We start from the raw sequence: 20,953 nt of genomic DNA on the forward strand, positions 1-20,953 counted from the left end.
GGCGCTTCAGCGGCGGTCGAACTGCCAGGTCGAGCCGAAGGTCCAGCTCGATGCGCCGCTGCCCCGCAGCAGCGCCGCGTGGCTGAGGTCGAGGTTCCACGTGGGCGTGACCTGCCAGCGCATGCCGGCGCGCGCGTAGTGCCCGCGCGACTCGACGTAGCGCTCGCCAACGGCCGACCAGCGTGTGTCGAACGCGTACTCGACGCTGGCGCCCGACCTCGGTGTACCGCCACTACCGCGGATGAAGTCGTGGCCGATGTTGAAGTGCGCCGTCCACGCCCCGCGCACCCACGTCGCCAGCAGCAACACGCCCGTGCCGCGCTCGCCGGCGGGCCGCCAGAACGGCGTGGCCGATGCGCCGACCGTCCACTCGCGCGTGAGGGCGACCACGGACTTCACCTGGACCGAGTGCGCGCCCGCCCACGCGCCGTCGGCGCGCTCGCGGTCGAGCGTGGCGGACAGTTCCACCGGGCCGACGCGGCAGCCGGGCCCCGCGTGCAGCAGCCTCTCGCCGGAGCGCGTGCGCATCACCCACGTCTCCAGCTCGCACTGGGCCGGCTCGAGGATGGCCGCGTCGTCGACCGCATGGTGCCCGCCCGCCGCCATGGCGTTGCAGGCCGCAAGCGCGAGCGCCGCGGCAAGGCCTTGCCTCACTTCAGCCACCCGCGCTTCCTGAAGTACCACATCGGGATCAGCGCGCTGCCCGCCATCAGCCCCAGCACATACGGGTACGCCGCGTGCCCGAGCAGCTGGATCTCGGGGAACTGCAGGTTCATGCCGTAGAGGCTCGCCACCAGCGTCGGCGGCAGCAGCGCCACGCTGGCCACCGAGAAGATCTTGATGATCTTGTTCTGGTTGATGTTGATGAAACCGACCGTCGCATCCATCAGGAAGTTGATCTTGTCGAACAGGAAGGCCGTGTGGCTGTCCAGCGACTCGATGTCGCGCAGGAGCTGCCGCGACTCCTCGAACTGCTCCGCGGTCAGCATGCGGCTGCGCATCATGAAGCTCACGGCGCGGCGCGTGTCCATCATGTTGCGGCGGATGCGGCCGTTCAGGTCCTCCTGCCGCGCGATCTCGCCCAGCACCTCGCCGGCGAGCTCGTCGGTCACCTCGCCGGCCAGCACCTGCTTGCTCACCTTCTCGAGCTCGTCGTAGATGCCTTCGAGCGTGTCGGCCGAGTATTCGGCGTCGGCGTCGAAGAGCTTGAGCAGCACCTCCTTCGCGTCCTCGATGAGGCCGGGGGCGCGCCGCGCGCGCAGCCGCAGCAGGCGGAACACGGGCACGTCCTCGTCGTGGATCGAGAACAGCACGTTGTGGCTCTTGGCCTCGCGGTTCTGCAGGTTCAGGATGAAGGCCACGCGCACGGTGCGCGGCTCGTCGTCGCCGGCGACCAGGAAGTCGCTGCGGATGTGGAGGTCGCCGTTGTCCTCTTCGTAGAAGCGGGCGGACTCCTCGATGTCCTCGTCCATCGCATCCTCGGGGATGGACAGGCCGTAGTACTGCTTGATCCAGCGCTTTTCCTCGACGCTGGGGGACTCCAGGTCCACCCAGATCGGCTGGAACTTCGACAGCTCCTCGAGCGACTCGATCTCTTCCTGGAAGAGCCGGCCGTTGGCGAGCGTAAAGATGTTGAGCATGCTCCTGCTCCGTGACTTCTTCTATCGGGGGTGCGGGAATGGTGGCTTCCAACGCACCGCGGGTCACGGGCGTCGAAAGCTACCGACTAGGGTAGGTTTCCAAGGAGATGGCTCCGGTAGTGGGGGTGCGGCGATTATCACTCACTCCACAGGCAGCTGTGCCTGCGGATGCGCGCCCGAGGCTCGGAGCTTGCGCATGTCTTCCGACTGGTTGAAGAACTTCACGAACCCGTCCAGCCCGTAGAGCACGCCGTTGAAGACGTCCTGCTTGGCCTGCAGGATGCGGCGCGGGTAGATGCCGGCGTGCGCCTCGTCCTTCACGAACACCGCGACGAAGTCGTTCCAGCCCCAGGGGTTGTGCGGGCTCTGGCCGCTGATGTACGACTCGAGGAGCGCCGGTTTCAGGCCGCAGCGCTTCGCCCACGTCACGAGGGCGCGGCCGCTGTCGGGGTAGAAGCGCCAGCAATCGACCGGGTAGCGGTGGAACGCGCCGTTGGAAGGCGCGTTCAGGTACAGCAGGCCGTGCGGCTTGAGCACGCGCAGCAGCTCGATGAAGAGCACCCAGAACATCTCGGAGTGCTCGAAGCACGACGAGGTGACGATCACGTCGGCATGCTTGTCGGGAAAGGGCAGGGCGTACGGGTCGGTGAGCACGACGTCCACGCCGGGGCCCTGCGCGAAGTCCACGCCGATGTATTCCACGCCCTTGGGGCACACCGCGCGCAGCGAGCCGTTGACGTCGAGCGCGCCGATGTCGAGAAGCCGCGGGCGCGTGCCCGGGACGAGGTAGGTGTCGAAGAAGGCCTTGCCGTTGTCGATGGCGGTGTCGTGCATGCGGTCCCTAACCAAAGAAAGCGAGCAGTTCTTCCTTGCGGGCGTACGCATCCTGCTCGCCCAGCTTGACGAGCTCCTGCACGAAGCCGGGCTCGAAGAGCAGGTAGCTCGCCAGCGCGCCGCCGCCGTTGCGCATCGCGCCCAGCCCGCCGAGCGCGCGGCGCACGGTCTTGGGCAACTCGCGCACGTGGGCCTGCGCCACCGCGTCGAGCGATTGCGTCGGCTGCATCGCCAGCACTTCGATCGGGCGGTAGGGCAGCACCGCAGCGATCTCGCGCGGCAGCTCCTTGAGCGTGCGCGCGAGGCGCTGCGTCTGCTCCACGTCGGCCTGGAGTGTGTCGTGGAACACGCTCGCCATTGCATGGCCTGCGATACCGCCCATCGTGGGCTCGCCCGGCTGCCCGCTGCCCAGCATGCCGGAGCGCTGCGGCTGGCCCACGCCGACGACGAGCACCTTGTGCGCGCCCAGGTGCACGGCCGGCGAGAGCGGCGAGACCTGCCGCATCGAGCCGTCGCCGAAGAATTCGCGGTGGCCGTCGACCCACAGCGGTGTCGACGGGAAGAGGAAGGGGATGGCGCTGGACGCCATCAGGTGCTCGATGGTCAGCGGCTGGAATTCCGCGCGCCGACCGGGCCGGTTCCAGGCCTTCTGCTTCTCGTCGCGCGCGGTGTGGCAGAAGGTCCAGTGCACGCCGCTCGTGTAGCTCGACGCCGTGACCGCGATCGCTTCGATGGCCTTGCTCTCGAACGCGGCCTCGATGCCCGCCAGCGAGATCGTGCGATGCAGCGTGTCCACGAGCGGCATGTTGTCCAGGATCGCGCCGTGCTTGCGCGCGTTGCCCCACAGCTTGACGGCGGCGACGAGCCGGCTGAACTGCACCCATGGGGACACTTCGAGGCGGTACACGTCCTCGCAATGCAGCTTGGCCCAGAAGCCCGAGAGCTTCTCGAATGCATCGAGCCCGGTGCTCGCGGTGCTCGCGAGGAAGGCCGCATTGAGCGCGCCGGCCGACGTGCCCACCATCACCTGGAACGGGAAGTCCTGCTTGCGGTTGGTCTGCAGCTTGAGCATGGACGCCATCGCCTGCAGCACGCCCACCTGGTACGCAGTGCGCGCGCCCCCGCCCATCAGCACCAGCGCGACGATCGTGCGCGTGGGGCGGGTCAGGCCGGCATGGATGATCGTTCCAAGGCTCATGGCTCAGCCATGTTACGGCGCGAATGTCGTCTACGGAAGAGCTCGCCGCCAATCTCAAGGCTGAGGCAGGACATTTCCTACAAGCCCGAGCCGAGCCGTCCGACACAACAGTCGAGGAGGGGCCCCTAAATTGAGCTCGTCCCAAGGAGTTTCCTGATGATCCAGCTCGCGTCCGATCCGAACGCCAGCCGAACGGCCTGGCGGCCCGCACAGGCGGAAGGCAAGGGAGCCCCGCTGGATGCGCGGCGCACACGCAGCCATGCGTGGCCGTTCATCAGCCGGCACGGCGAAAAGCCCGCCGCGCAGGAGCCCCAGAAGAACAGCAACGGCGACAGCGGCAGCTGAGCCCCTATTGAAAGAGCATCATGAACAAAGAGCCCAAGACGACCAACCGCTACCACGACACGCCCCGCGACAAGCCGCGCGCGGACCGTATCGAGCATGCCAACGTCGAGCGCCCGGGTGCGAAAGCCCACCCGCGCTTCGGCGGCTGGACACCCGTGAACTACGCGGCTGCATGGCAAGCGCGCTGAGCGCCCATACAGCAGAGGCTGCAGAACGAAGGCCGTCGCATGCGACGGCCTTCTGCATTCTCGCTCCGGAAATCCCATTGGGCAAACGTTGCACATTGCTGCAGTGCGATTGACGGAAATCAATTGCGTTTTCCAGGCGGCGTCGGCATAGTGAATCGCAAGCGATGCAAGTTCTCCCCCCAAGCCGCCCTACCTTCACTGGGCGGCCTTCCCCCGACCGAGAGCACTAAGGAGGCTACTCATGAACTTGACGATCAGCGGTCACCACCTCGAAGTAACACCGGCCTTGCGCAATTACGTGACCACCAAGCTCGATCGAATCACCCGCCACTTTGACCAGGTTGTGGACATCAAGGTCCTGCTGACCGTCGTGAAGCAGAAGGAGAAGGAACGAAGGCAACGCGCCGAATGCAAGATCCACGTGAAGGGCGACGACCTGTTCGCCGAGAGCTCGCATGAAGACCTCTACGCCGCCGTCGACGAGCTGGTCGACAAGCTCGACCGGCAGGTCGGCAAGCACAAGACCCGCATGCAGGACCATCACCACGAGGCCGCCAAGCGCGTGATGTGAACCCCGCGCGAAGCGCGACCCAGGCACAAGGCGCCCTCCGGGCGCCTTGTTTCGTCTGTGTCGCATAATTGCCTTTTGCAAGCCATGAACCGCCTCGCGTCCATCCTTCCGCCCGCCCAGGTCCTGGTGGGCGTCGACGCCACCAGCAAGAAGCGCGCTTTCGAGGAAGCGGGGCTCTTGTTCGAGAACCTGCATGGCCTCTCGCGCGCGCTCATCACGGACAGCCTGTTCGCGCGCGAGCGCCTCGGCTCGACCGGGCTCGGCCATGGCGTGGCCATCCCGCACGGGCGCATCAAGGGCCTGAAGGCGCCGATGGCGGCGCTCTTCCAGCTGGCCAGCCCCATTGGTTTCGACGCGCCCGACGAGCAGCCGGTCAACCTGCTGATCTTCCTGCTGGTGCCCGAGGCGGCGACGCAGAAGCACCTGGAGATCCTGTCCGAGATCGCCGAGCTGCTGTCGGACGCGCCGCTGCGCGAGAAGGTGCGCGGCGCGGCGTCGGCGGCGGAGCTGCACGGGCTCATTGCCAACTGGCAATCGTCGCAACCTTCCTGAGCTGTAGAAGCGCTTGAAACCCACCGTCGTCAGCGCCGACGTCCTGTTCGAAGACCACCGCGCCACGCTCAAGTGGGAGTGGGTCGCGGGCCTGGGCGCGTCCGAGCGCCGCTTCGACGAAGTGGCCGTGCGTGCGGCGCGTTCCGGCGCGGACCTTGTCGGCTACCTCAACTACATCCACCCGTACCGGGTGCAGATCCTCGGCGAGCGCGAGGTGGCCTACCTCACAAATGCCACGCAGGAGGACTGCGCCCGCCGCATCGCGCGCATCGTCACGCTCGAGCCGCCGGTGCTGGTGCTCACCGACGGGCAGGCCGCGCCCGATGCGCTGCTGTCGATGTGCGAGCGGGCGCAGATCCCGATGTTCGCGACGCACGAGCCGTCGGCGTTCGTCATCGACGTGCTGCGCGCCTACCTGTCCAAGCACTTTGCCGAGCGCACGTCGATGCACGGCGTCTTCATGGACATCCTGGGGCTGGGCGTGCTCATCACGGGCGAATCGGGCCTCGGCAAGAGCGAGCTGGGCCTGGAGCTGATCACCCGCGGCAACGGCCTCGTGGCCGACGACGCGGTGGACTTGTACCGCGTCAACCAGACCACCATCGAGGGCCGCTGCCCCGAGCTGCTGCAGAACCTGCTGGAGGTGCGCGGCATCGGCCTGCTGGACATCCGCGCCATCTTCGGCGAGACGGCCGTGCGGCGGAAGATGCGGCTGCGCCTGATCGTTCACCTCGTGCGGCGCGAGACGATGGAGCGCGAGTACGAGCGCCTGCCCTACGAGCCGCTCACGCAGGACGTGCTGGGCGTGCCCGTGCGCAAGGCCGTGATCCCCGTCGTGGCCGGCCGCAACATCGCCGTGCTGGTGGAAGCCGCGGTGCGCAACACCATCCTGCAGCTGCGGGGTGTGGATACCTACCAGGAGTTCGTTGAGCGGCACCGCCGCGCGATGGAGAAAGGCGGCTAACGTTTCGGCCGGTGCGGGCAATTTTCCTTGGTGCAGTGCGCATACAAGGAAAGCGCATGGTCGGCGATCTCGAACCCCTTGAGCTTCGCCACGTCGTTCTGCAGCCGCTCGATCTCGGGATCGTAGAACTCCTCGACGCGCCCGCAGTCCAGGCACACGAGGTGGTCGTGGTGGGTGCCCTCGTTGAGCTCGTAGACGGCCTTGCCGTTGTCGAAGTGGCTGCGCGAGAGGATGCCCGCCTGCTCGAACTGCGTGAGCACGCGGTACACGGTGGCCAGCCCGATGTCGGACCGCTCTTCCAGCAGCACGCGGAACACGTCCTCCGCCGTCATGTGGCGCTGCGCGCCCTTGTGGAAGACGTCCAGGATCTTCAGGCGCGGCAGCGTGGCCTTCAGGCCGGTGCTCTTGAGTTCGTCGATGTTGGCCATTGGGGGGTGCCGCTACAATGCCCCCGAATCATATCGCCGACGTTTCCCATGCCTGTCCGCCCCGTGTTCCTCCTCGCCGCCACCGCCTGCGCGTTCGTGGCCGGCTGCGGCAGCCTCGACAGCGCCAGCAACCGCATCGCCGGCATGATCACGCCGTACAAGGTGGAGGTCGTGCAGGGCAACTTCGTCTCGCGCGAGCAGGTGGAGGCGCTCAAGCCCGGCATCAGCCGCCAGCAGGTGCGCGAGGTGCTCGGCACGCCGCTGGTCACCAGCCTGTTCCACGCCGACCGCTGGGACTACGTGTTCACGCTCAAGCGCCAGGGCGTGGAGCCGCAGCAGCGCAAGCTCACCGTGTTCTTCAAGGGCGACGCGCTCGATCGCTTCGAGGGCGACACCATGCCCAGCGAGGCCGAATTCGTCGCCGCGCTCGACAAGCGCAAGGCCGGCAAGGTGCCGCCGCTGGAGGCCACGCCCGAGCAGCTCAAGCGCTACGAAACCGACAAGCCCGCCGCCGCGGCCACGCCGCCGGCCGCGGTGCCCGCCCCCGCGAACTACCCGCCGCTCGAGCCGCCGGCTCGCTAAGGACAGCGCCATGGCGCAAACCAACCGTTCCAGGGTGGCCGTGGCCGGTGCGTCCGGCCGCATGGGCCACATGCTCATCGAGGCGCTCACGCACGCGGACGACTGCGTGCTGGCCGGCGCGATGGACCAGCCGTCCAGCCCCGCCATCGGCAACGACGCCGCCGCCTTCCTCGGCACCGCCAGCGGCGTGCCGGTGTCCGCGGACGTGAAAGCGGCGCTCGCGAACGCGCAGGTGCTGATCGACTTCACGCGCCCCGAGGGCACGATGAAGCACGTGGCCGCCTGCCGCGAGCGGGGCGTGAAGATGGTGATCGGCACCACCGGATTCACGGAGGCGCAGAAGGCGCAGATCGCCGACGCCGCGCGCGACATCGCCATCGTCATGGCGCCCAACATGAGCGTGGGCGTCAACGTCACGATGAAGCTGCTGGAGATGGCGGCCAAGGCCCTTTCCACCGGCTACGACATCGAGATCATCGAGGCGCACCACCGCCACAAGGTGGATGCGCCCTCGGGCACGGCCCTCAAGATGGGCGAGGTGATCGCGCAAGCGCTCGGCCGCGACCTCAAGAAGCACGGCGTGTTCGGCCGCCACGGCGACACGGGCGAGCGCGACGCCATGTCCATCGGCTTCTCGGCCATCCGCGGCGGGGACGTCGTGGGCGACCACACGGTGCTGTTCGCCGGCACCGGCGAGCGCATCGAGATCACGCACAAGGCCGCCAGCCGCGCCACCTATGCGCAGGGCAGCCTGCGCGCGGTGCGCTTCCTGGCCGACAAGAAGAACGGCCTGTTCGACATGTTCGATGTCCTCGGCTTGAAATGACGCTGGCGTCCTTGTTCCAGCAAGGGGATGCGGTCACGCAGATCGTGGCGTTGCTGCTGCTGGCCATGTCGGTCGCCAGCTGGGTCGTGCTGCTGTGGAAAGGCTGGCTGCTCAAGCGCGCCAGCGGCGACGTGGCGCGCAGCACGGCGGCGTTCTGGCAGTCGGCGGACCTGGCCGACGCGCAGCAGAAGGTGGGCGCCTTCGACCGCGAGAAGCTCGTGCTGCCGCTGATCGAGGCGACGCAGCAGCAGATGCCCGGCTCGCTCGCGGCCGCCGCGGACAAGTCGCAGCAGCTCACGCGCGTGCTGCGCGACGCGCTGCACAAGGTGCTGGACAAGCTGCAGTTCGGGCAGGTGCTGCTGGCCACCGTGGGGTCCACCGCGCCCTTCGTCGGGCTGCTGGGCACGGTCTGGGGCATCTACCACGCGCTCACCGGCATCGCGAGCGCGGGCCAGATCAGCATCGACAAGGTCTCCGGCCCGGTCGGCGAGGCGCTGATCATGACGGCCGCCGGCCTGGCGGTCGCCATCCCCGCGGTACTGGGTTACAACATTTACGGCCGCGTGATCGGCCGGATCGAGGCGGACCTGGAAGGCTTCGCGCGGGACCTGCGCGAGCTTTTGACCCATTCCGTGGGCGAGGGGGTCTAGGCCATGGCGTTCGGGCGGCTGGAAAGGACCCAGGGCCCGCAGCCCATGAGCGACATCAACGTCACGCCGCTGGTGGACGTGATGCTGGTGCTGGTGGTCATCTTCATCATCACCGCGCCCCTGTTGGCCAGCTCCCTGCGGCTGGAACTGCCCAAGGCCGAGGGCGCGAAGTCCGGCGAGGTGCCGAAGTTCGTGTCCGTGGGCGTGGACAAGGCCGGCGTGATCTTCCTCAATGACAAGCCGGTGGACGCCCAGCAGCTCGCCAAGGGGCTGGCGGCGGCGGCCAAGGAGAACCCGGACACCGAGGTGCAGCTGCGCGGGGACACCGCCGTCTCCTACGGGCGCATCGTGGAAGTGATGGGGATCGCCCAGAAAGCCGGGCTGAACCGCATCGGTTTCGTCGCCGAACCCGCCAAATAGCCGACCCCCGGGGAAGAAGGGGCCCGCCCCCTACAATTTCCCCATCATGCAAGACAAGTACAACCACCTCGAGGTCGAGCAGGCCGCGCAGGCCGACTGGACGGCGCGCGACGCCTACCGGGTCGTGGAGGACCCGCGCAAGAAGAAGTTCTACGCCTGCTCGATGCTGCCCTACCCCTCGGGCAAGCTGCACATGGGGCACGTGCGCAACTACACCATCAACGACATGTTGACGCGGTACCTGCGCATGAACGGCTACAACGTGCTCATGCCCATGGGCTGGGACGCCTTCGGCCTGCCGGCGGAGAACGCGGCGTTGAAGAACAAGGTGCCGCCCGCCAAGTGGACGTACGAAAACATCGCCTACATGAAGAAGCAGATGCAGGCGATGGGGCTGGCCATCGACTGGTCTCGCGAGGTGGCGACGTGCGACCCGAGCTACTACAAGTGGAACCAGTGGCTGTTCCTGAAGATGCTGGAAAAGGGCATCGCCTACCGCAAGACCCAGATCGTCAACTGGGACCCGGTGGACATGACCGTGCTGGCCAACGAGCAGGTCATCGACGGCAAGGGCTGGCGCACCGGCGCCGTCGTCGAGAAGCGCGAGATTCCCGGCTACTACCTGAAGATCACCGACTACGCGCAGGAGCTTCTGGACCACGTGCAGCACAAGCTGCCCGGCTGGCCCGAGCGCGTGAAGCTGATGCAGGAGAACTGGATCGGCCGCAGCGAGGGCGTGCGCTTCGCGTTCCCGCACACGATCAAGGACGACAGCGGCGAGCTCATCGGCGGCGGCCGCATGTACGTGTTCACCACGCGCGCGGACACGATCATGGGCGTGACCTTCGCGGCCGTGGCGCCCGAGCACCCGATCGCGCAGCAGGCCGCGAAGACCAACCCCGGCCTGGCGCAGTTCATCGAGGACTGCAAGAAGGGCGGCACCACCGAGGCCGAACTCGCGCTGCGCGAGAAGGAAGGCATGGACACCGGCCTGACCGTGATCCACCCGTTCACGAATGAAGAGGTGCCCGTGTGGGTGGGCAACTACGTGCTCATGACCTACGGCGACGGCGCCGTGATGGGCGTGCCGGGCCACGACGAGCGCGACTTCGAGTTTGCGATGAAGTACCGCCTGCCGATCATGCAGGTGATCCACGTCGAGGGCGAGCGCTACGACTACAAGGAATGGCACGACTGGTACGCCGACAAGGAGCGCGGCGTCACCATCAACTCCGACATCTTCAGCGGGTTCGGCTACAAGGAAGCCGTGGAGGCGGTCGCGCACAAGCTCGCGGAGAAGGGCCTCGGCGAGAAGAAGGTCACCTGGCGCCTGCGCGACTGGGGCATCAGCCGCCAGCGCTACTGGGGCACGCCGATCCCGATCATCCACTGCGACGAGCACGGCGCCGTGCCGGTGCCGGAGAAGGACCTGCCCGTCGTGCTGCCGCAGGACTGCGTGCCCGACGGCAGCGGCAACCCGCTGAACAAGCGCGAGGACTTCCTCCAGTGCAGTTGCCCCATTTGCGGCAAGCCGGCGCGGCGCGAGACGGACACGATGGACACCTTCGTGGATTCGTCTTGGTACTTCATGCGCTATTGCGACCGCACCAACGACCAGAAGATGGTGGCCGAGGGCACGCAGTACTGGATGCCGATGGACCAGTACATCGGCGGCATCGAGCACGCCATCCTGCACCTGCTGTACGCGCGCTTCTGGACCAAGGTGATGCGCGACATGGGCCTGGTGAAGATCGACGAGCCCTTCACCAAGTTGCTCACTCAAGGCATGGTGCTCAACGAAGCGTTCTACCGCGTCGACACCGGCAAGCACTACTACTGGGCGCACGAGCTGGACATCGAGCGCGACGAGCATGCGAAGGTGATCTCGGCGAAGTCGAAGGCCGACGGCCAGCCCGTGACGTACGAAGGCTGGACCACGATGTCCAAGTCCAAGAACAACGGCGTGGACCCGCAGGACCTGATCGAGAAGTACGGCGCGGACACCGCGCGCCTGTACACGATGTTCACGGCGCCGCCGGAAGCCACGCTGGAGTGGAACGACGCGGCGCTCGAGGGCTCGTACCGGTTCCTGCGCCGCGTGTGGGCGTTCGGGCACAAGCTGTCGCAGTCCGCGCCGGTGGGTGCCACTGCGTTCGGCAAGCAGGCGCAGGCACTGCGCCGCGAGATCCACACCGTGCTGCGCCAGGTGGACTACGACTACCAGCGCATGCAATACAACACCGTGGTCTCCGGCGCGATGAAGATGCTCAATGCGCTGGAAGACTTCAAGGCGCATGGCGACGCCGGTGCCGACATGGCGCTGCGCGAGGGCTTCGGGATCCTGCTGCGCGTGCTGTACCCGGTGACGCCGCACGTCGCGCATGCGCAGTGGCAGGCGCTGGGCTACGCGGCCGCGCACGGCGACCTGCTCGACGCGCCCTGGCCGCGCGTGGACGAGGACGCGCTGAAGCAGGACGAGATCGAGCTGGTGCTGCAGGTCAACGGCAAGCACCGCGGTTCGATCTTCGTGCCGGCGGGCGCGGACAAGGGTGAGATCGAGAAGATCGCCGTGGCGAGCGAGCCGTTCGCCAAGCATGGTGGTGGCGCGACGCCGAAGAAGGTGATCGTGGTGCCCGGCCGGCTCGTGAACGTCGTGATTTGATGAGGCGACGCTTCTTCATGCTGGCAAGCGCGGCGGCCCTCTCCGGCTGCGGCTTCCAGCTGCGCCAGCCGCCCACGTTCGTATTCAACACGCTGTACGTCACCAGCGCCTCGCCGATCGGCAACGAGCTGAAGCGCACGATCGGCTCCACGGGCCAGGTCACGGTGTTGCCGGACGCGCAGGCCACCACCGCGCAGGTGGTGCTCGACGTGCTCGACGAACGCCGCGAGAAAGTGGTCGTCGGCCTGAACGCCAGCGGGCAGGTGCGCGAGTTCCAGTTGCGCACGCGGCTGCGCTTCCGCTTGCGCACGCCCGGCGGCAAGGAGCTGGTGCCGCCCACCGAGCTGCTGCAGCAGCGCGACATCAGCTTCAGCGAATCGGCGGTGCTGTCGAAGGAAGCGGAAGAGAACCTCCTGTATCGCGAGATGCAGACCGACCTGGTGCAGCAGCTGATGCGCCGCCTGGCAGCGATCAAAGTCATCTGATCGTGGAGCTGGACCGCGCCGACCTCACGCTGCTCGAACTGCTGCAGCGTGACGGCCGCGCCACGGTGCAGGCGCTGTCCGAAGCCATCCACCTCTCCGCGCGCGCGACGCTCAATCGCCTGCGCAAGCTCGAACGCGAGGGAGCCATCGAGGGGTATCGCGCGCTCGTGAGCCGGCAGGCCGCGGGCGAGCCGATCTCCGTCTTCGCCGAAGTGGCGCTGAAGGACCAGCGCCAGGCCAACGTGCAGCGCTTCGAGCGGCGCATGGCCTCCGCCAAGGAGGTGGTCGGCTGCTGGATCATCAGCGGCCGCTACGACTACCTCGTGCGCGTGGCCTGCCCCACGCTCGATCGCTACCACCAGCTCATCAATGCCTGGCTGGACGACAACACGCTGGGCATCGAGAAGATCGTGACGAACATCGAGCTCGCCACGATCAAGGAATTCGCGGGTTTTCCTGTCCCCAGGCCGGGCTGAGCGCCGACACCGCTTCCGATTCGGAAGTGAGATACCCCGAAACATGCCATTGCGGCAGTGCCGCACGCGTGGATTCACGCTTGCCGCAGCGGGGCCCCACCTAAGCTCAGGCTATGAACGAATACATCGAACGCGAAGCGAAATACGGTGCGCGCAACTATGCGCCGGTGCACGTCGTCGTGGACCACGCGAAGGACTGCCTCGTCTGGGACGTCGACGGCCGCGAGTACATCGACATGATGAGTGCGTATTCGGCAGTGAGCCACGGCCACCTGCACCCGCGCATCGTCGCCGCGGCGCACCGCCAGCTGGCGAAGGTGGCCGTCACGTCGCGCGCCTACTTCGGCACCACGCTCGGCCCCTTCCTCGAAAAGCTCTCGCAGGTCACCGGCTTCGAGCGCGCGCTGCCCATGAATACCGGCGCCGAGGCCGTGGAGACGGCGATCAAGCTCGCGCGGCGTTGGGGTAACCGTGTGAAGGGCGTCTTCGACGGCAAGCAGGAGATCCTCGTGGCGCGCGGCAACTTCCATGGCCGCACCAGCACCATCGTCAGTTTCTCCAGCGAGGACTCGTACCGCGACGGCTTCGGGCCGCTGGCCACTGGCTTCCGGCACTTCGACTACGGCGACATGGACAGCATTCGCGCCGCCACGACCGCGAACACGTGCGCCGTGCTGCTCGAGCCGATCCAGGGCGAGGCCGGCGTGCTCGTGCCGCCCGCGGGCTTCTTCAAGGAACTGCGCGAGTGGTGCACGGCCAACGACATCCTGCTGGTCGACGACGAAGTGCAGGCGGGGCTGGGCCGCACGGGCAAGTGGTTCGCGTTCGAGCATGAGGGCATCCGCCCGGACGTGCTGATCCTCGGCAAGGCGCTGGGCGCCGGCGTGCTGCCCGTGAGCGCCGTGTGCGCCGACGCGAAGGTGATGGACGTGTTCACGCCGAACAGCCATGGCTCGACGTTCGGCGGCAATGCGCTGGCGGCGGCTGTGGCGCTGGAAGGCCTGAAGGTGCTGGAAGAAGAGAAGCTGGTGGAGCGCAGCGCCGAACTGGGTGAGCATCTCATCGAGCGCCTGCGCGACGTGCAGGTGGAAGCACGGCCCCTCATCCGCGATGTGCGCGGCCGCGGCCTCTGGGTGGGCGTGGACATCGACCCGCGTTACGCCACCGCGCGCGAGCTCGTGGAAGCGCTGGCCGCGAACGGCGTGCTGTCCAAGGAGACGCACGAGACGGTGATCCGCTTCGCGCCGCCCCTGACGATCACCCGCGAGATGATCGACCGGGCGGTGGACATCTTCCGCAAGGTGGCAATGGAGAAAGCGGCGACGCTGAGGCGCGAAGGCAACACGAAGGAAGTGCCGCTGGCGGCGGTGGTCGACTGAACCCCTAAACTTGCGGGCATGCAACTGCCCGCGCAGCAACTCGCCACGCACCTCTCGAAGGGCCTGCGCTCGCTCTACACCCTCCACGGCGACGAACCGCTGCTGGTGCAGGAAGCGGCGGATGCCATCCGCGCAGCGGCCCGCGCCCAAGGCTACACGGAGCGCACCGTCCACACCGTCACCGGCGCCAACTTCGACTGGAGCGAAGTGCTGGCGGCCGGCGGCTCGCTCTCGCTCTTCGCCGACAAGCAGATCGTCGAAGTCCGCATCCCCTCCGGCAAGCCGGGCAAGGAAGGCAGCGTTGCCCTGCAGCAGCTGGCGGAAAACGCGGCGGGCAACGACTCCACGCTCACGATCGTGTTACTGCCCAAGCTGGACCGCCAGACGAAGACCGGCGCCTGGTTCGGCGCGCTCGACGGCAACGGCGTCACGATCGAGCTGATGCCGGTCGAACGCGCCGCGCTGCCTCAGTGGATCGCCCAGCGCCTCGCGCAGCAGGGCCAGAAGGTCACCTCGGGCGACGAAGGCCACCGCACGCTGCAGTTCTTCGCGGACCGCGTGGAAGGCAACCTGCTGGCCGCCCACCAGGAGATCCAGAAGCTCGCGCTGCTCTACCCGCAAGGCGAACTCTCGTTCGAGCAGGTCGAAAGCGCCGTGCTCAACGTCGCGCGCTATGACGTCTTCAAGCTGTCCGAAGCCGTGCTGGCCGGCCAGCCTGCGCGCGTGCAGCGCATGCTGGACGGCCTGCAGGCCGAAGGCGAGGCGGAAGTGCTGGTGCACTACACCCTGTCCGAAGACATCCGCGCGCTCAAGCGCGTCAAGGACGCGATGGCCGAAGGCCGCCCGCTGCCGGTCGCGCTGCGCGAGCAGCGCGTCTGGGGCGTCAAGGAAAAGCTCTACGAGCGCGCGCTGCCGCGCCTGGGCGCCACCGCACTGGACAACCTGCTGAACGCGGCGCACACCGTCGACGGCATCGTGAAGGGGCTGAAGGCGCCGGGGTGGCCCAATGACGGCTGGCAGGCGCTGCACCGGCTGGCCATGGACCTGTGCCGGGAGTGCACGGCCCAGCAGGGCCAACCCGCGCGTGCGAAAATAGGCGCGTGAACGCGCTGAACATTTCGGAGTACATGCAAACGCTGGGCGTGCAGGCCCGGCAGGCCTCCGCGCGCATGGCCAAAGCCACCGCGGCCGAGAAGAACGCAGTCCTCAAGTCGCTCGCGCGGCTGCTTCGCGAGAACGTCGAAGCCCTGGCCAAGGACAACGCCAACGACATCGAGCGCGCCGTCGCCGCCGGCCTGGCCGCGCCGATGGTGGATCGCCTGAAGCTGACCCCCAGGATCGTGGAGGTGCTTGCGCAGGGCTGCGAGCAGCTCGCCGCCATGCCGGACATCATCGGCGAGATCATCGGCATGAAGCAGCAGCCCTCGGGCATCCGCGTTGGCCAGATGCGCGTGCCGCTGGGCGTGTTCGGCATGATCTACGAGAGCCGGCCGAACGTGACCGTCGAGGCCGCATCGCTGTCGATCAAGAGCGGCAACGCGTGCATCCTGCGCGGCGGCTCCGAAGCCATCGACTCCAACCGCGCGCTGGCGCGCCTCGTGCAGCAGGCGCTCACCGACAACGGCCTGCCCGCCGAAGCGGCGCAGCTGGTGCAGACCACCGACCGCGAAGCGGTGGGCCAGCTGATCGCGATGCCGCAGTTCGTGGACGTGATCATCCCGCGCGGCGGCAAGGGCCTGATCGAGCGCATCAGCCGCGAGGCGAAGGTACCGGTGATCAAGCACCTCGACGGCAACTGCCACACCTACGTCGACGACCCCGTGGACATCGACATGGCCGTGCGCGTGGCCGACAACGCCAAGACGCAGAAGTACAGCCCCTGCAACGCGAGCGAAGGCCTGCTGGTCGCGCGCGGCGTGGCCAGGGAGTTCCTGCCGAAGATCGGCGCCATCTTCGCGGCCAAAGGCGTGGAGATGCGCTGCGACGCCGAGGCGAAGGCAATCCTTTCGCAGTTCGACCCGAAGGACGCCACCGAACAGGACTGGTACGAGGAATACCTCGCGCCGATCATCAGCATCAAGGTGGTGGCCGGCGTGGACGAAGCCATCGCCCACATCAACCACTACTCCTCGCACCACACCGACGCCATCCTCACGCGCGACCACGTGAACGCGCAGCGCTTCCTGCGCGAGGTGGATTCCGCCAGCGTGATGGTCAACACCAGCACGCGCTTCGCGGACGGGTTCGAATACGGCCTGGGCGCCGAGATCGGCATCAGCACGGACAAGTTCCATGCGCGCGGGCCGGTCGGCATCGAAGGGCTCACTTCGCTCAAGTACGTCGTGCTCGGCCAGGGAGAGTTGCGCGGCTGAGCCTTGTAACCGGCCGGCAAGCCCCAAAATCCCCGGAGCATGGTCCCCCACCTCATCACCGCCCTGACGGGCCCCATCAACGAGCTCGAGCAGCGCATCCTCGAGTCCATGCCGGCCATCGAGCGGTGGTTCCGGCTGGAATGGATGGAGCACACGCCGCCCTTCTACTGTTCGGTCGACCTGCGCAACGCCGGCTTCAAGCTGGCGCCCGTCGACACCAACCTGTACCCCGGCGGCTGGAACAACCTCACGCAGGAGATGCTGCCCCTGGCCGTGCAGGCGGCCATGGCGGCCATCGAGAAGATCTGCCCCGAGGCCAAGAACCTGCTGGTCATCCCCGAGAACCAGACGCGCAGCACCTTCTACCTGGCCAACGTGCTGCAGCTCAAGCGCATCTTCCAGATGGCGGGGCTGAACGTACGCATCGGCTCCATCGCGCCGGAGATCAAGAAGCCCACGGAGTTCACGCTGCCCACCGGCGAAAGCGTGGTCATCGAGCCGGTGGTGCGCACCAAGCGCCGCCTGGGCCTGAAGGACTTCGACCCCTGCACGATCCTGCTGAACAACGACCTGGCGGCCGGCGCCCCCGGCATCCTGGAAGACCTGCATGAGCAGTACCTGCTGCCGCCCCTGCACGCGGGCTGGAGCGTGCGCCGCAAGAGCCGGCACTTCCAGAGCTACGAAGAGGTGGGCAAGCGCTTCGGCAAGATGCTGGGCATCGACCCGTGGCTCATCAACCCGATGTTCAACCGCTGCGGGCAGGTCGACTTCAACGAGCCGCAGGGGCTGGACTGCCTGCAGACCAACGTCGACGCGCTGCTGACCAAGATCCGCAAGAAGTACAAGGAATACGGCATCAACGAGAAGCCGTTCGCGATCGTCAAGGCCGACAACGGCAGCTACGGCATGGGCATCATGACCGTGCGCGACGTGAAGGACCTCGAGGAGATCGGCCGCCGCACCAAGGACAAGCCAGTGGGCGAAGTGATCATCCAGGAGGGCGTGCTCACCGCGGAGCGCATCAACGAGGCCGTGGCCGAGCCGGTGGTGTACATGATGGACCGCTACGTGGTCGGCGGCTTCTACCGCATCCATGCCGAGCGCGGCGACGACGAGAACCTCAACGCACCGGGTGCGTCCTATGTGCCCTTGGCTTTTGCGGAGAGTACGCACTTACCTCAGCCTGGCCACAAGCCGGGGGCCAGTGCACCGAACCGGTTCTACATGTACGGCGTGATCGGCCGGCTGGCCATGTTGGCTGCAAGTTACGAACTCGAGGCGACCGACCCGGAGCAAGAGGTCTACGAATAGCCGAAGGGGCACAATAGCGGTCCCCAGAAGACCCGAACCGGGCACGTGCAGAACTCGAAATCCTCGCTCGCCGCGCTGACGCTCGGTGCCATCGGCGTCGTCTACGGCGACATCGGCACCAGCGTCCTTTATGCCGTCAAGGAAGTGTTCGGGCACGGCCACGTGCCGTTCACGCCGGCCAACGTCTACGGCATCCTGTCCATCTTCTTCTGGACGCTCACCGTCATCGTCTCGATCAAGTACGTCGTGCTCGTGCTGCGCGCCGACAACAACGGCGAGGGCGGCCTGGTGGCCATGCTGGCCCTGGCCTCGCAGGCGGTGAAGGAGAAGCCGCAGCTGCGCGCGCGGCTCCTGCTGGTCGGCATCTTCGGCACCTCGCTCTTCTATGGCGACGGGGTCATCACGCCCGCCATCTCGGTGCTGTCGGCCGTGGAGGGCCTGGAGGTCGTCTCGCCGCACTTCAAGGACTGGGTGATCCCCATCACGCTGGTGGTGCTGCTCGGCCTGTTCGCGGTGCAAAAGCGCGGCACGGGCGGCATCGGGCGCTTCTTCGGCCCGGTCACGCTGATCTGGTTCGCGGTGCTCGCACTGCTGGGCATCTCGCACATCGTCAGGCACCCCGAGATCCTCGGGGCGCTGAGCCCGCACCACGCGCTGCTCTTCATGTGGCACCACCCGGGCACCACCTTCATCATCCTCGGCGCGGTGGTGCTGTGCGTGACCGGCGCCGAAGCGCTGTACGCGGACCTGGGGCACTTCGGCAAGAAGCCGATCCGGCTGGCCTGGTTCTCCATCGTCATGCCGGCGCTCACGCTCAACTACTTCGGCCAGGGCGCGCTGCTGCTGTCGAACCCGGAGGCGGTGAAGAACCCGTTCTACCTGATGGCGCCCGACTGGGCCCAGCTGCCGCTGGTGGTGCTGGCGACCATGGCCACGGTGATCGCGTCGCAGGCGCTGATCACGGGCGCGTTCAGCGTGACCAAGCAGGTCATCCAGCTGGGCTACCTGCCGCGGCTGAACATCCAGCACACGAGCGTGCGCGACACCGGGCAGATCTACATCCCGGCCGTCAACTGGGGCCTGTTCGTCGCCATCGTCCTGGCCGTGGTGCTCTTCCGCACGTCGAGCAGCCTCGCCGCCGCTTACGGCATCGCCGTGACACTGGACATGCTGATCACGACGATCCTCACCTTCTTCGTCATCCGCTACGGCTGGAAGTACCCGCTGGCACTGTGCATCGCGGCCACCGGCTGGTTCTTCGTCGTGGACTTCACGTTCTTCGCCTCGAACCTGCTCAAGCTGATCGACGGCGGCTGGTTCCCGCTGATGATCGGCGGCATGGTGTTCACGCTCATGACGACCTGGAAGAGCGGCCGCAGCATCCTCAACGAAAAGCTCAAGACGGACGCCATCGACCTGCAGAGCTTCCTCGAGGCCGTGTTCGTCAACCCGCCCACGCGCGTGGAAGGCACGGCGGTGTTCCTCACCGCGGAGCCCGGCACCGTGCCCAACGCGATGCTGCACAACCTCAAGCACAACAAGGTGCTGCACGACCACAACCTGTTCGTGACGGTGCGCAACCACGAGGTGCCGTGGATCGGCATGGACAAGCGCGCCGTGATCACGCCGCTGGGGCACGACTGCTGGCAGATCGTCATCCACTACGGCTTCAAGAACGACCCCGACGTGCCGCGTGCGCTGGAGCACCTGCGCGGCCACGGCTGCGACCTCGAGCCGATGACCACCAGCTACTTCCTCTCGCGCGACGTGGTGGTGCCCAGCATCGGCGGCGGCATGGCCGCGTGGCGCGAGAAGCTGTTCGCGCAGATGCACCACAACGCGAGCGCGGCGGCGGACTTCCTGAACCTGCCGAACAACTCCGTGGTGGAGCTGGGCTCGAAGATCGAGATCTAGCGCACGAGTTTTCCACCGGGGCCGACCATCGTCAGCTCCACGAACTTCGACGCGTTCTGCCCAGGCTCCGTGAAGCCGATCTCGAAGCCGCCCAGGTCGTACTGCTTCAGGTTCCACAGCGCGTCGATCAGCGTGGCCCGCGTGGTCTTCGGGCCTGACCGGCGCAGCGCCTCGACGAACACCCGTGCATTGATGTAGCCCTCCAGCGCCACGTGCGACGGTTCGAGCTTCGTGCCCGACGCCGACCACGCCGCGCGGAACTCGCGCGCGACGATGGCGGTCGGCGACGACGGCAGCGGCACGACCTGCGAGATGTTCATGCGCGCGGCGTCGTCGCCGATCGCCTTGAGCGTCGCGGCGGCGCCCATCACCGACAACGCATAGAGCGCCAGGCCGCGCTGCTTCGCGCGGATCGCCTTGACGAAGTCGACCGTCGGCTTGCCGGCGAGCCCGACGATCACGGCCTGCGGGTTCGAGTCCGCGAGTTTCGCGGCCGCCTTGCCCGCATCCGAACCGTCGTTTTCCACCGTCGCGCTCACCGGCGCGGGCAGCTTGTGCTTCTGCGCCGCCTGCACCGTGCCGTTGAACACTTCCTTGCCGAAGGCGTTGTTCTGGTAGGCGATGGCGATGCGCTTGATGTCGAGCGTGGACAGGTGCTGCACCAGCCGCTCGGCCTCCTCCGGGTAGCTCGCGCGGATGTTGAACACGTTGCGCATCTTCGGGCGTGCCGCCAGCGCGCCGGTGTACGGTGCGAAGAAGGGGATGCCGGTATCGGCCACCTTCGGCATCATGGCCGTCACGAGCGGCGTGCCGAAGCAGTTGAAGAGGGCCAGCACGTCGTTCTCGTCGAACAGCGTGTCCACGTTCTCGAGCGCCTGCTTCACGTCGTAGGCATCGTCCAGCGTGCTCAGCTGGATCGGCTTGCCGTGGATGCCGCCCTTGGCGTTGACTTCGTCGAAGTACACCTTGGCGCCCTGCACCAGCGCCTGGCCGAGGTCGCCCAGCGGGCCGCTCAGCGTGGTGGTCTGGGCGAGCTTCCAGGCGGGGATCTTCGCGGGTGCGGCCCACCCGGCAACGGGAACGAAAGCGGCGGCCGCCAGCAGGGTGCGGCGGCGGAGGACAGAGGGCGTGCGCATGCGGGTCTCCGGCGTGAGGA

Annotated in this window: 23 protein-coding genes; 17 read left to right on the forward strand and 6 right to left on the reverse strand. The window is 67.3% G+C overall.

Annotation, left to right across the window (positions count from 1 at the left end; all coding sequences use genetic code 11):
- Positions 1-6: 6 nt before the first annotated feature.
- From H8R02_RS06310 to H8R02_RS06325, 4 genes are all read right to left on the reverse strand, one after another.
- Complete coding sequence (locus H8R02_RS06310; RefSeq protein WP_187080459.1) at positions 7-663, reverse strand: PA4824 family protein; 657 nt, start codon at positions 661-663, stop codon at positions 7-9.
- Positions 651-1,640 (reverse strand): magnesium and cobalt transport protein CorA, encoded by a 990-nt coding sequence (locus tag H8R02_RS06315; protein WP_187080460.1) that lies wholly within the window; start codon positions 1,638-1,640, stop codon positions 651-653. The genes H8R02_RS06310 and H8R02_RS06315 overlap by 13 nt, the downstream gene beginning before the upstream one ends.
- A gap of 141 nt (positions 1,641-1,781) precedes the next feature.
- Entirely contained in the window at positions 1,782-2,474 is a 693-nt protein-coding gene (locus H8R02_RS06320; protein ID WP_187080461.1) for a methyltransferase domain-containing protein, read from the reverse strand.
- A gap of 7 nt (positions 2,475-2,481) precedes the next feature.
- On the reverse strand, positions 2,482-3,672 hold the full coding sequence (locus tag H8R02_RS06325; RefSeq protein WP_187080462.1) for a patatin-like phospholipase family protein: 1,191 nt from the start codon (positions 3,670-3,672) through the stop codon (positions 2,482-2,484).
- A gap of 156 nt (positions 3,673-3,828) precedes the next feature.
- Between H8R02_RS06325 and H8R02_RS06330 the strand changes: the two genes are divergently transcribed.
- The 5 genes from H8R02_RS06330 to hprK all read left to right on the forward strand — a co-directional run bounded on the left by H8R02_RS06330 (position 3,829) and on the right by hprK (position 6,292).
- Complete coding sequence (locus H8R02_RS06330) at positions 3,829-4,017, forward strand: hypothetical protein (RefSeq protein ID WP_187080463.1); 189 nt, start codon at positions 3,829-3,831, stop codon at positions 4,015-4,017.
- A gap of 20 nt (positions 4,018-4,037) precedes the next feature.
- Complete coding sequence (locus H8R02_RS06335) at positions 4,038-4,205, forward strand: hypothetical protein (RefSeq protein ID WP_187080464.1); 168 nt, start codon at positions 4,038-4,040, stop codon at positions 4,203-4,205.
- Between the two features lie 241 nt (positions 4,206-4,446).
- On the forward strand, positions 4,447-4,776 hold the full coding sequence (gene hpf, locus H8R02_RS06340; protein ID WP_187080465.1) for a ribosome hibernation-promoting factor, HPF/YfiA family: 330 nt from the start codon (positions 4,447-4,449) through the stop codon (positions 4,774-4,776).
- Between the two features lie 84 nt (positions 4,777-4,860).
- Positions 4,861-5,328, forward strand: a complete 468-nt coding sequence (locus H8R02_RS06345) for a PTS sugar transporter subunit IIA (protein ID WP_187080627.1) — start codon at positions 4,861-4,863, stop codon at positions 5,326-5,328.
- Between the two features lie 13 nt (positions 5,329-5,341).
- Entirely contained in the window at positions 5,342-6,292 is a 951-nt protein-coding gene (hprK, locus tag H8R02_RS06350) for an HPr(Ser) kinase/phosphatase (RefSeq protein WP_187080466.1), read from the forward strand.
- Here the strand turns inward: hprK and fur are convergent.
- Entirely contained in the window at positions 6,289-6,720 is a 432-nt protein-coding gene (gene fur / locus H8R02_RS06355) for a ferric iron uptake transcriptional regulator (protein WP_187080467.1), read from the reverse strand. The two genes, hprK and fur, sit on opposite strands and share 4 nt — an antisense overlap.
- 48 nt (positions 6,721-6,768) lie before the next feature.
- On the opposite strand from fur, the gene H8R02_RS06360 reads away from it, so the two are divergent.
- From H8R02_RS06360 to H8R02_RS06415, 12 genes are all read left to right on the forward strand, one after another.
- On the forward strand, positions 6,769-7,302 hold the full coding sequence (locus H8R02_RS06360) for an outer membrane protein assembly factor BamE (RefSeq protein WP_187080468.1): 534 nt from the start codon (positions 6,769-6,771) through the stop codon (positions 7,300-7,302).
- 10 nt (positions 7,303-7,312) lie between these two features.
- A complete protein-coding gene (dapB, locus tag H8R02_RS06365; RefSeq protein ID WP_187080469.1) occupies positions 7,313-8,128 on the forward strand; it encodes a 4-hydroxy-tetrahydrodipicolinate reductase in 816 nt (271 codons plus the stop codon).
- Positions 8,125-8,778: a MotA/TolQ/ExbB proton channel family protein gene (locus tag H8R02_RS06370; protein WP_187080470.1), complete on the forward strand. Its 654-nt coding sequence runs from the start codon at positions 8,125-8,127 to the stop codon at positions 8,776-8,778. Before dapB ends, H8R02_RS06370 begins: the two co-directional genes overlap by 4 nt.
- A gap of 3 nt (positions 8,779-8,781) precedes the next feature.
- Complete coding sequence (locus tag H8R02_RS06375; protein WP_187080471.1) at positions 8,782-9,198, forward strand: ExbD/TolR family protein; 417 nt, start codon at positions 8,782-8,784, stop codon at positions 9,196-9,198.
- A gap of 46 nt (positions 9,199-9,244) precedes the next feature.
- The gene (gene leuS, locus H8R02_RS06380) at positions 9,245-11,860 is read left to right on the forward strand and encodes a leucine--tRNA ligase (protein WP_187080472.1); all 2,616 of its coding nucleotides are present in this window, start codon (positions 9,245-9,247) and stop codon (positions 11,858-11,860) included.
- Positions 11,860-12,345 (forward strand): LPS-assembly lipoprotein LptE, encoded by a 486-nt coding sequence (locus tag H8R02_RS06385; protein WP_187080473.1) that lies wholly within the window; start codon positions 11,860-11,862, stop codon positions 12,343-12,345. The genes leuS and H8R02_RS06385 overlap by 1 nt, the downstream gene beginning before the upstream one ends.
- A 2-nt stretch (positions 12,346-12,347) precedes the next feature.
- Entirely contained in the window at positions 12,348-12,821 is a 474-nt protein-coding gene (locus tag H8R02_RS06390) for an Lrp/AsnC family transcriptional regulator (RefSeq protein WP_187080474.1), read from the forward strand.
- 113 nt (positions 12,822-12,934) lie between these two features.
- The gene (gene rocD, locus H8R02_RS06395) at positions 12,935-14,200 is read left to right on the forward strand and encodes an ornithine--oxo-acid transaminase (protein WP_187080475.1); all 1,266 of its coding nucleotides are present in this window, start codon (positions 12,935-12,937) and stop codon (positions 14,198-14,200) included.
- Positions 14,201-14,218: 18 nt separating this feature from the next.
- Positions 14,219-15,304 carry a DNA polymerase III subunit delta gene (holA, locus tag H8R02_RS06400; RefSeq protein ID WP_187080476.1) on the forward strand — a complete coding sequence of 362 codons (1,086 nt, stop codon included), beginning with the start codon at positions 14,219-14,221 and terminating at the stop codon, positions 15,302-15,304.
- The gene (locus H8R02_RS06405; RefSeq protein WP_187080477.1) at positions 15,301-16,572 is read left to right on the forward strand and encodes a glutamate-5-semialdehyde dehydrogenase; all 1,272 of its coding nucleotides are present in this window, start codon (positions 15,301-15,303) and stop codon (positions 16,570-16,572) included. Before holA ends, H8R02_RS06405 begins: the two co-directional genes overlap by 4 nt.
- A 39-nt stretch (positions 16,573-16,611) precedes the next feature.
- Positions 16,612-17,883, forward strand: coding sequence for a glutamate--cysteine ligase (gene gshA / locus H8R02_RS06410; protein WP_187080478.1), 1,272 nt, complete (start codon positions 16,612-16,614; stop codon positions 17,881-17,883).
- 45 nt (positions 17,884-17,928) lie between these two features.
- Complete coding sequence (locus H8R02_RS06415; protein ID WP_187080479.1) at positions 17,929-19,797, forward strand: potassium transporter Kup; 1,869 nt, start codon at positions 17,929-17,931, stop codon at positions 19,795-19,797.
- Here H8R02_RS06415 and H8R02_RS06420 read toward each other — a convergent pair.
- Positions 19,794-20,933, reverse strand: a complete 1,140-nt coding sequence (locus H8R02_RS06420) for an ABC transporter substrate-binding protein (RefSeq protein ID WP_187080480.1) — start codon at positions 20,931-20,933, stop codon at positions 19,794-19,796. The genes H8R02_RS06415 and H8R02_RS06420 overlap by 4 nt on opposite strands.
- Between the last annotated feature and the right edge of the window lie 20 nt (positions 20,934-20,953).

The sequence above is a fragment of the Ramlibacter albus genome, assembly GCF_014297445.1.
GTDB lineage: Bacteria > Pseudomonadota > Gammaproteobacteria > Burkholderiales > Burkholderiaceae_C > Ramlibacter > Ramlibacter albus.

Bases quoted from the DNA above. Each gene is read 5' to 3' on its own strand.
- H8R02_RS06315 (WP_187080460.1), bottom strand. From the start codon at position 1,640: ATGCTCAACATCTTTACGCTCGCCAACGGCCGGCTCTTCCAGGAAGAG.
- H8R02_RS06320 (WP_187080461.1), bottom strand. From the start codon at position 2,474: ATGCACGACACCGCCATCGACAACGGCAAGGCCTTCTTCGACACCTAC.
- H8R02_RS06325 (WP_187080462.1), bottom strand. From the start codon at position 3,672: ATGAGCCTTGGAACGATCATCCATGCCGGCCTGACCCGCCCCACGCGC.
- H8R02_RS06330 (WP_187080463.1), top strand. From the start codon at position 3,829: ATGATCCAGCTCGCGTCCGATCCGAACGCCAGCCGAACGGCCTGGCGG.
- H8R02_RS06335 (WP_187080464.1), top strand. From the start codon at position 4,038: ATGAACAAAGAGCCCAAGACGACCAACCGCTACCACGACACGCCCCGC.
- hpf (WP_187080465.1), top strand. From the start codon at position 4,447: ATGAACTTGACGATCAGCGGTCACCACCTCGAAGTAACACCGGCCTTG.
- H8R02_RS06345 (WP_187080627.1), top strand. From the start codon at position 4,861: ATGAACCGCCTCGCGTCCATCCTTCCGCCCGCCCAGGTCCTGGTGGGC.
- fur (WP_187080467.1), bottom strand. From the start codon at position 6,720: ATGGCCAACATCGACGAACTCAAGAGCACCGGCCTGAAGGCCACGCTG.
- H8R02_RS06360 (WP_187080468.1), top strand. From the start codon at position 6,769: ATGCCTGTCCGCCCCGTGTTCCTCCTCGCCGCCACCGCCTGCGCGTTC.
- dapB (WP_187080469.1), top strand. From the start codon at position 7,313: ATGGCGCAAACCAACCGTTCCAGGGTGGCCGTGGCCGGTGCGTCCGGC.
- H8R02_RS06370 (WP_187080470.1), top strand. From the start codon at position 8,125: ATGACGCTGGCGTCCTTGTTCCAGCAAGGGGATGCGGTCACGCAGATC.
- H8R02_RS06375 (WP_187080471.1), top strand. From the start codon at position 8,782: ATGGCGTTCGGGCGGCTGGAAAGGACCCAGGGCCCGCAGCCCATGAGC.
- leuS (WP_187080472.1), top strand. From the start codon at position 9,245: ATGCAAGACAAGTACAACCACCTCGAGGTCGAGCAGGCCGCGCAGGCC.
- H8R02_RS06385 (WP_187080473.1), top strand. From the start codon at position 11,860: ATGAGGCGACGCTTCTTCATGCTGGCAAGCGCGGCGGCCCTCTCCGGC.
- rocD (WP_187080475.1), top strand. From the start codon at position 12,935: ATGAACGAATACATCGAACGCGAAGCGAAATACGGTGCGCGCAACTAT.
- holA (WP_187080476.1), top strand. From the start codon at position 14,219: ATGCAACTGCCCGCGCAGCAACTCGCCACGCACCTCTCGAAGGGCCTG.
- gshA (WP_187080478.1), top strand. From the start codon at position 16,612: ATGGTCCCCCACCTCATCACCGCCCTGACGGGCCCCATCAACGAGCTC.
- H8R02_RS06420 (WP_187080480.1), bottom strand. From the start codon at position 20,933: ATGCGCACGCCCTCTGTCCTCCGCCGCCGCACCCTGCTGGCGGCCGCC.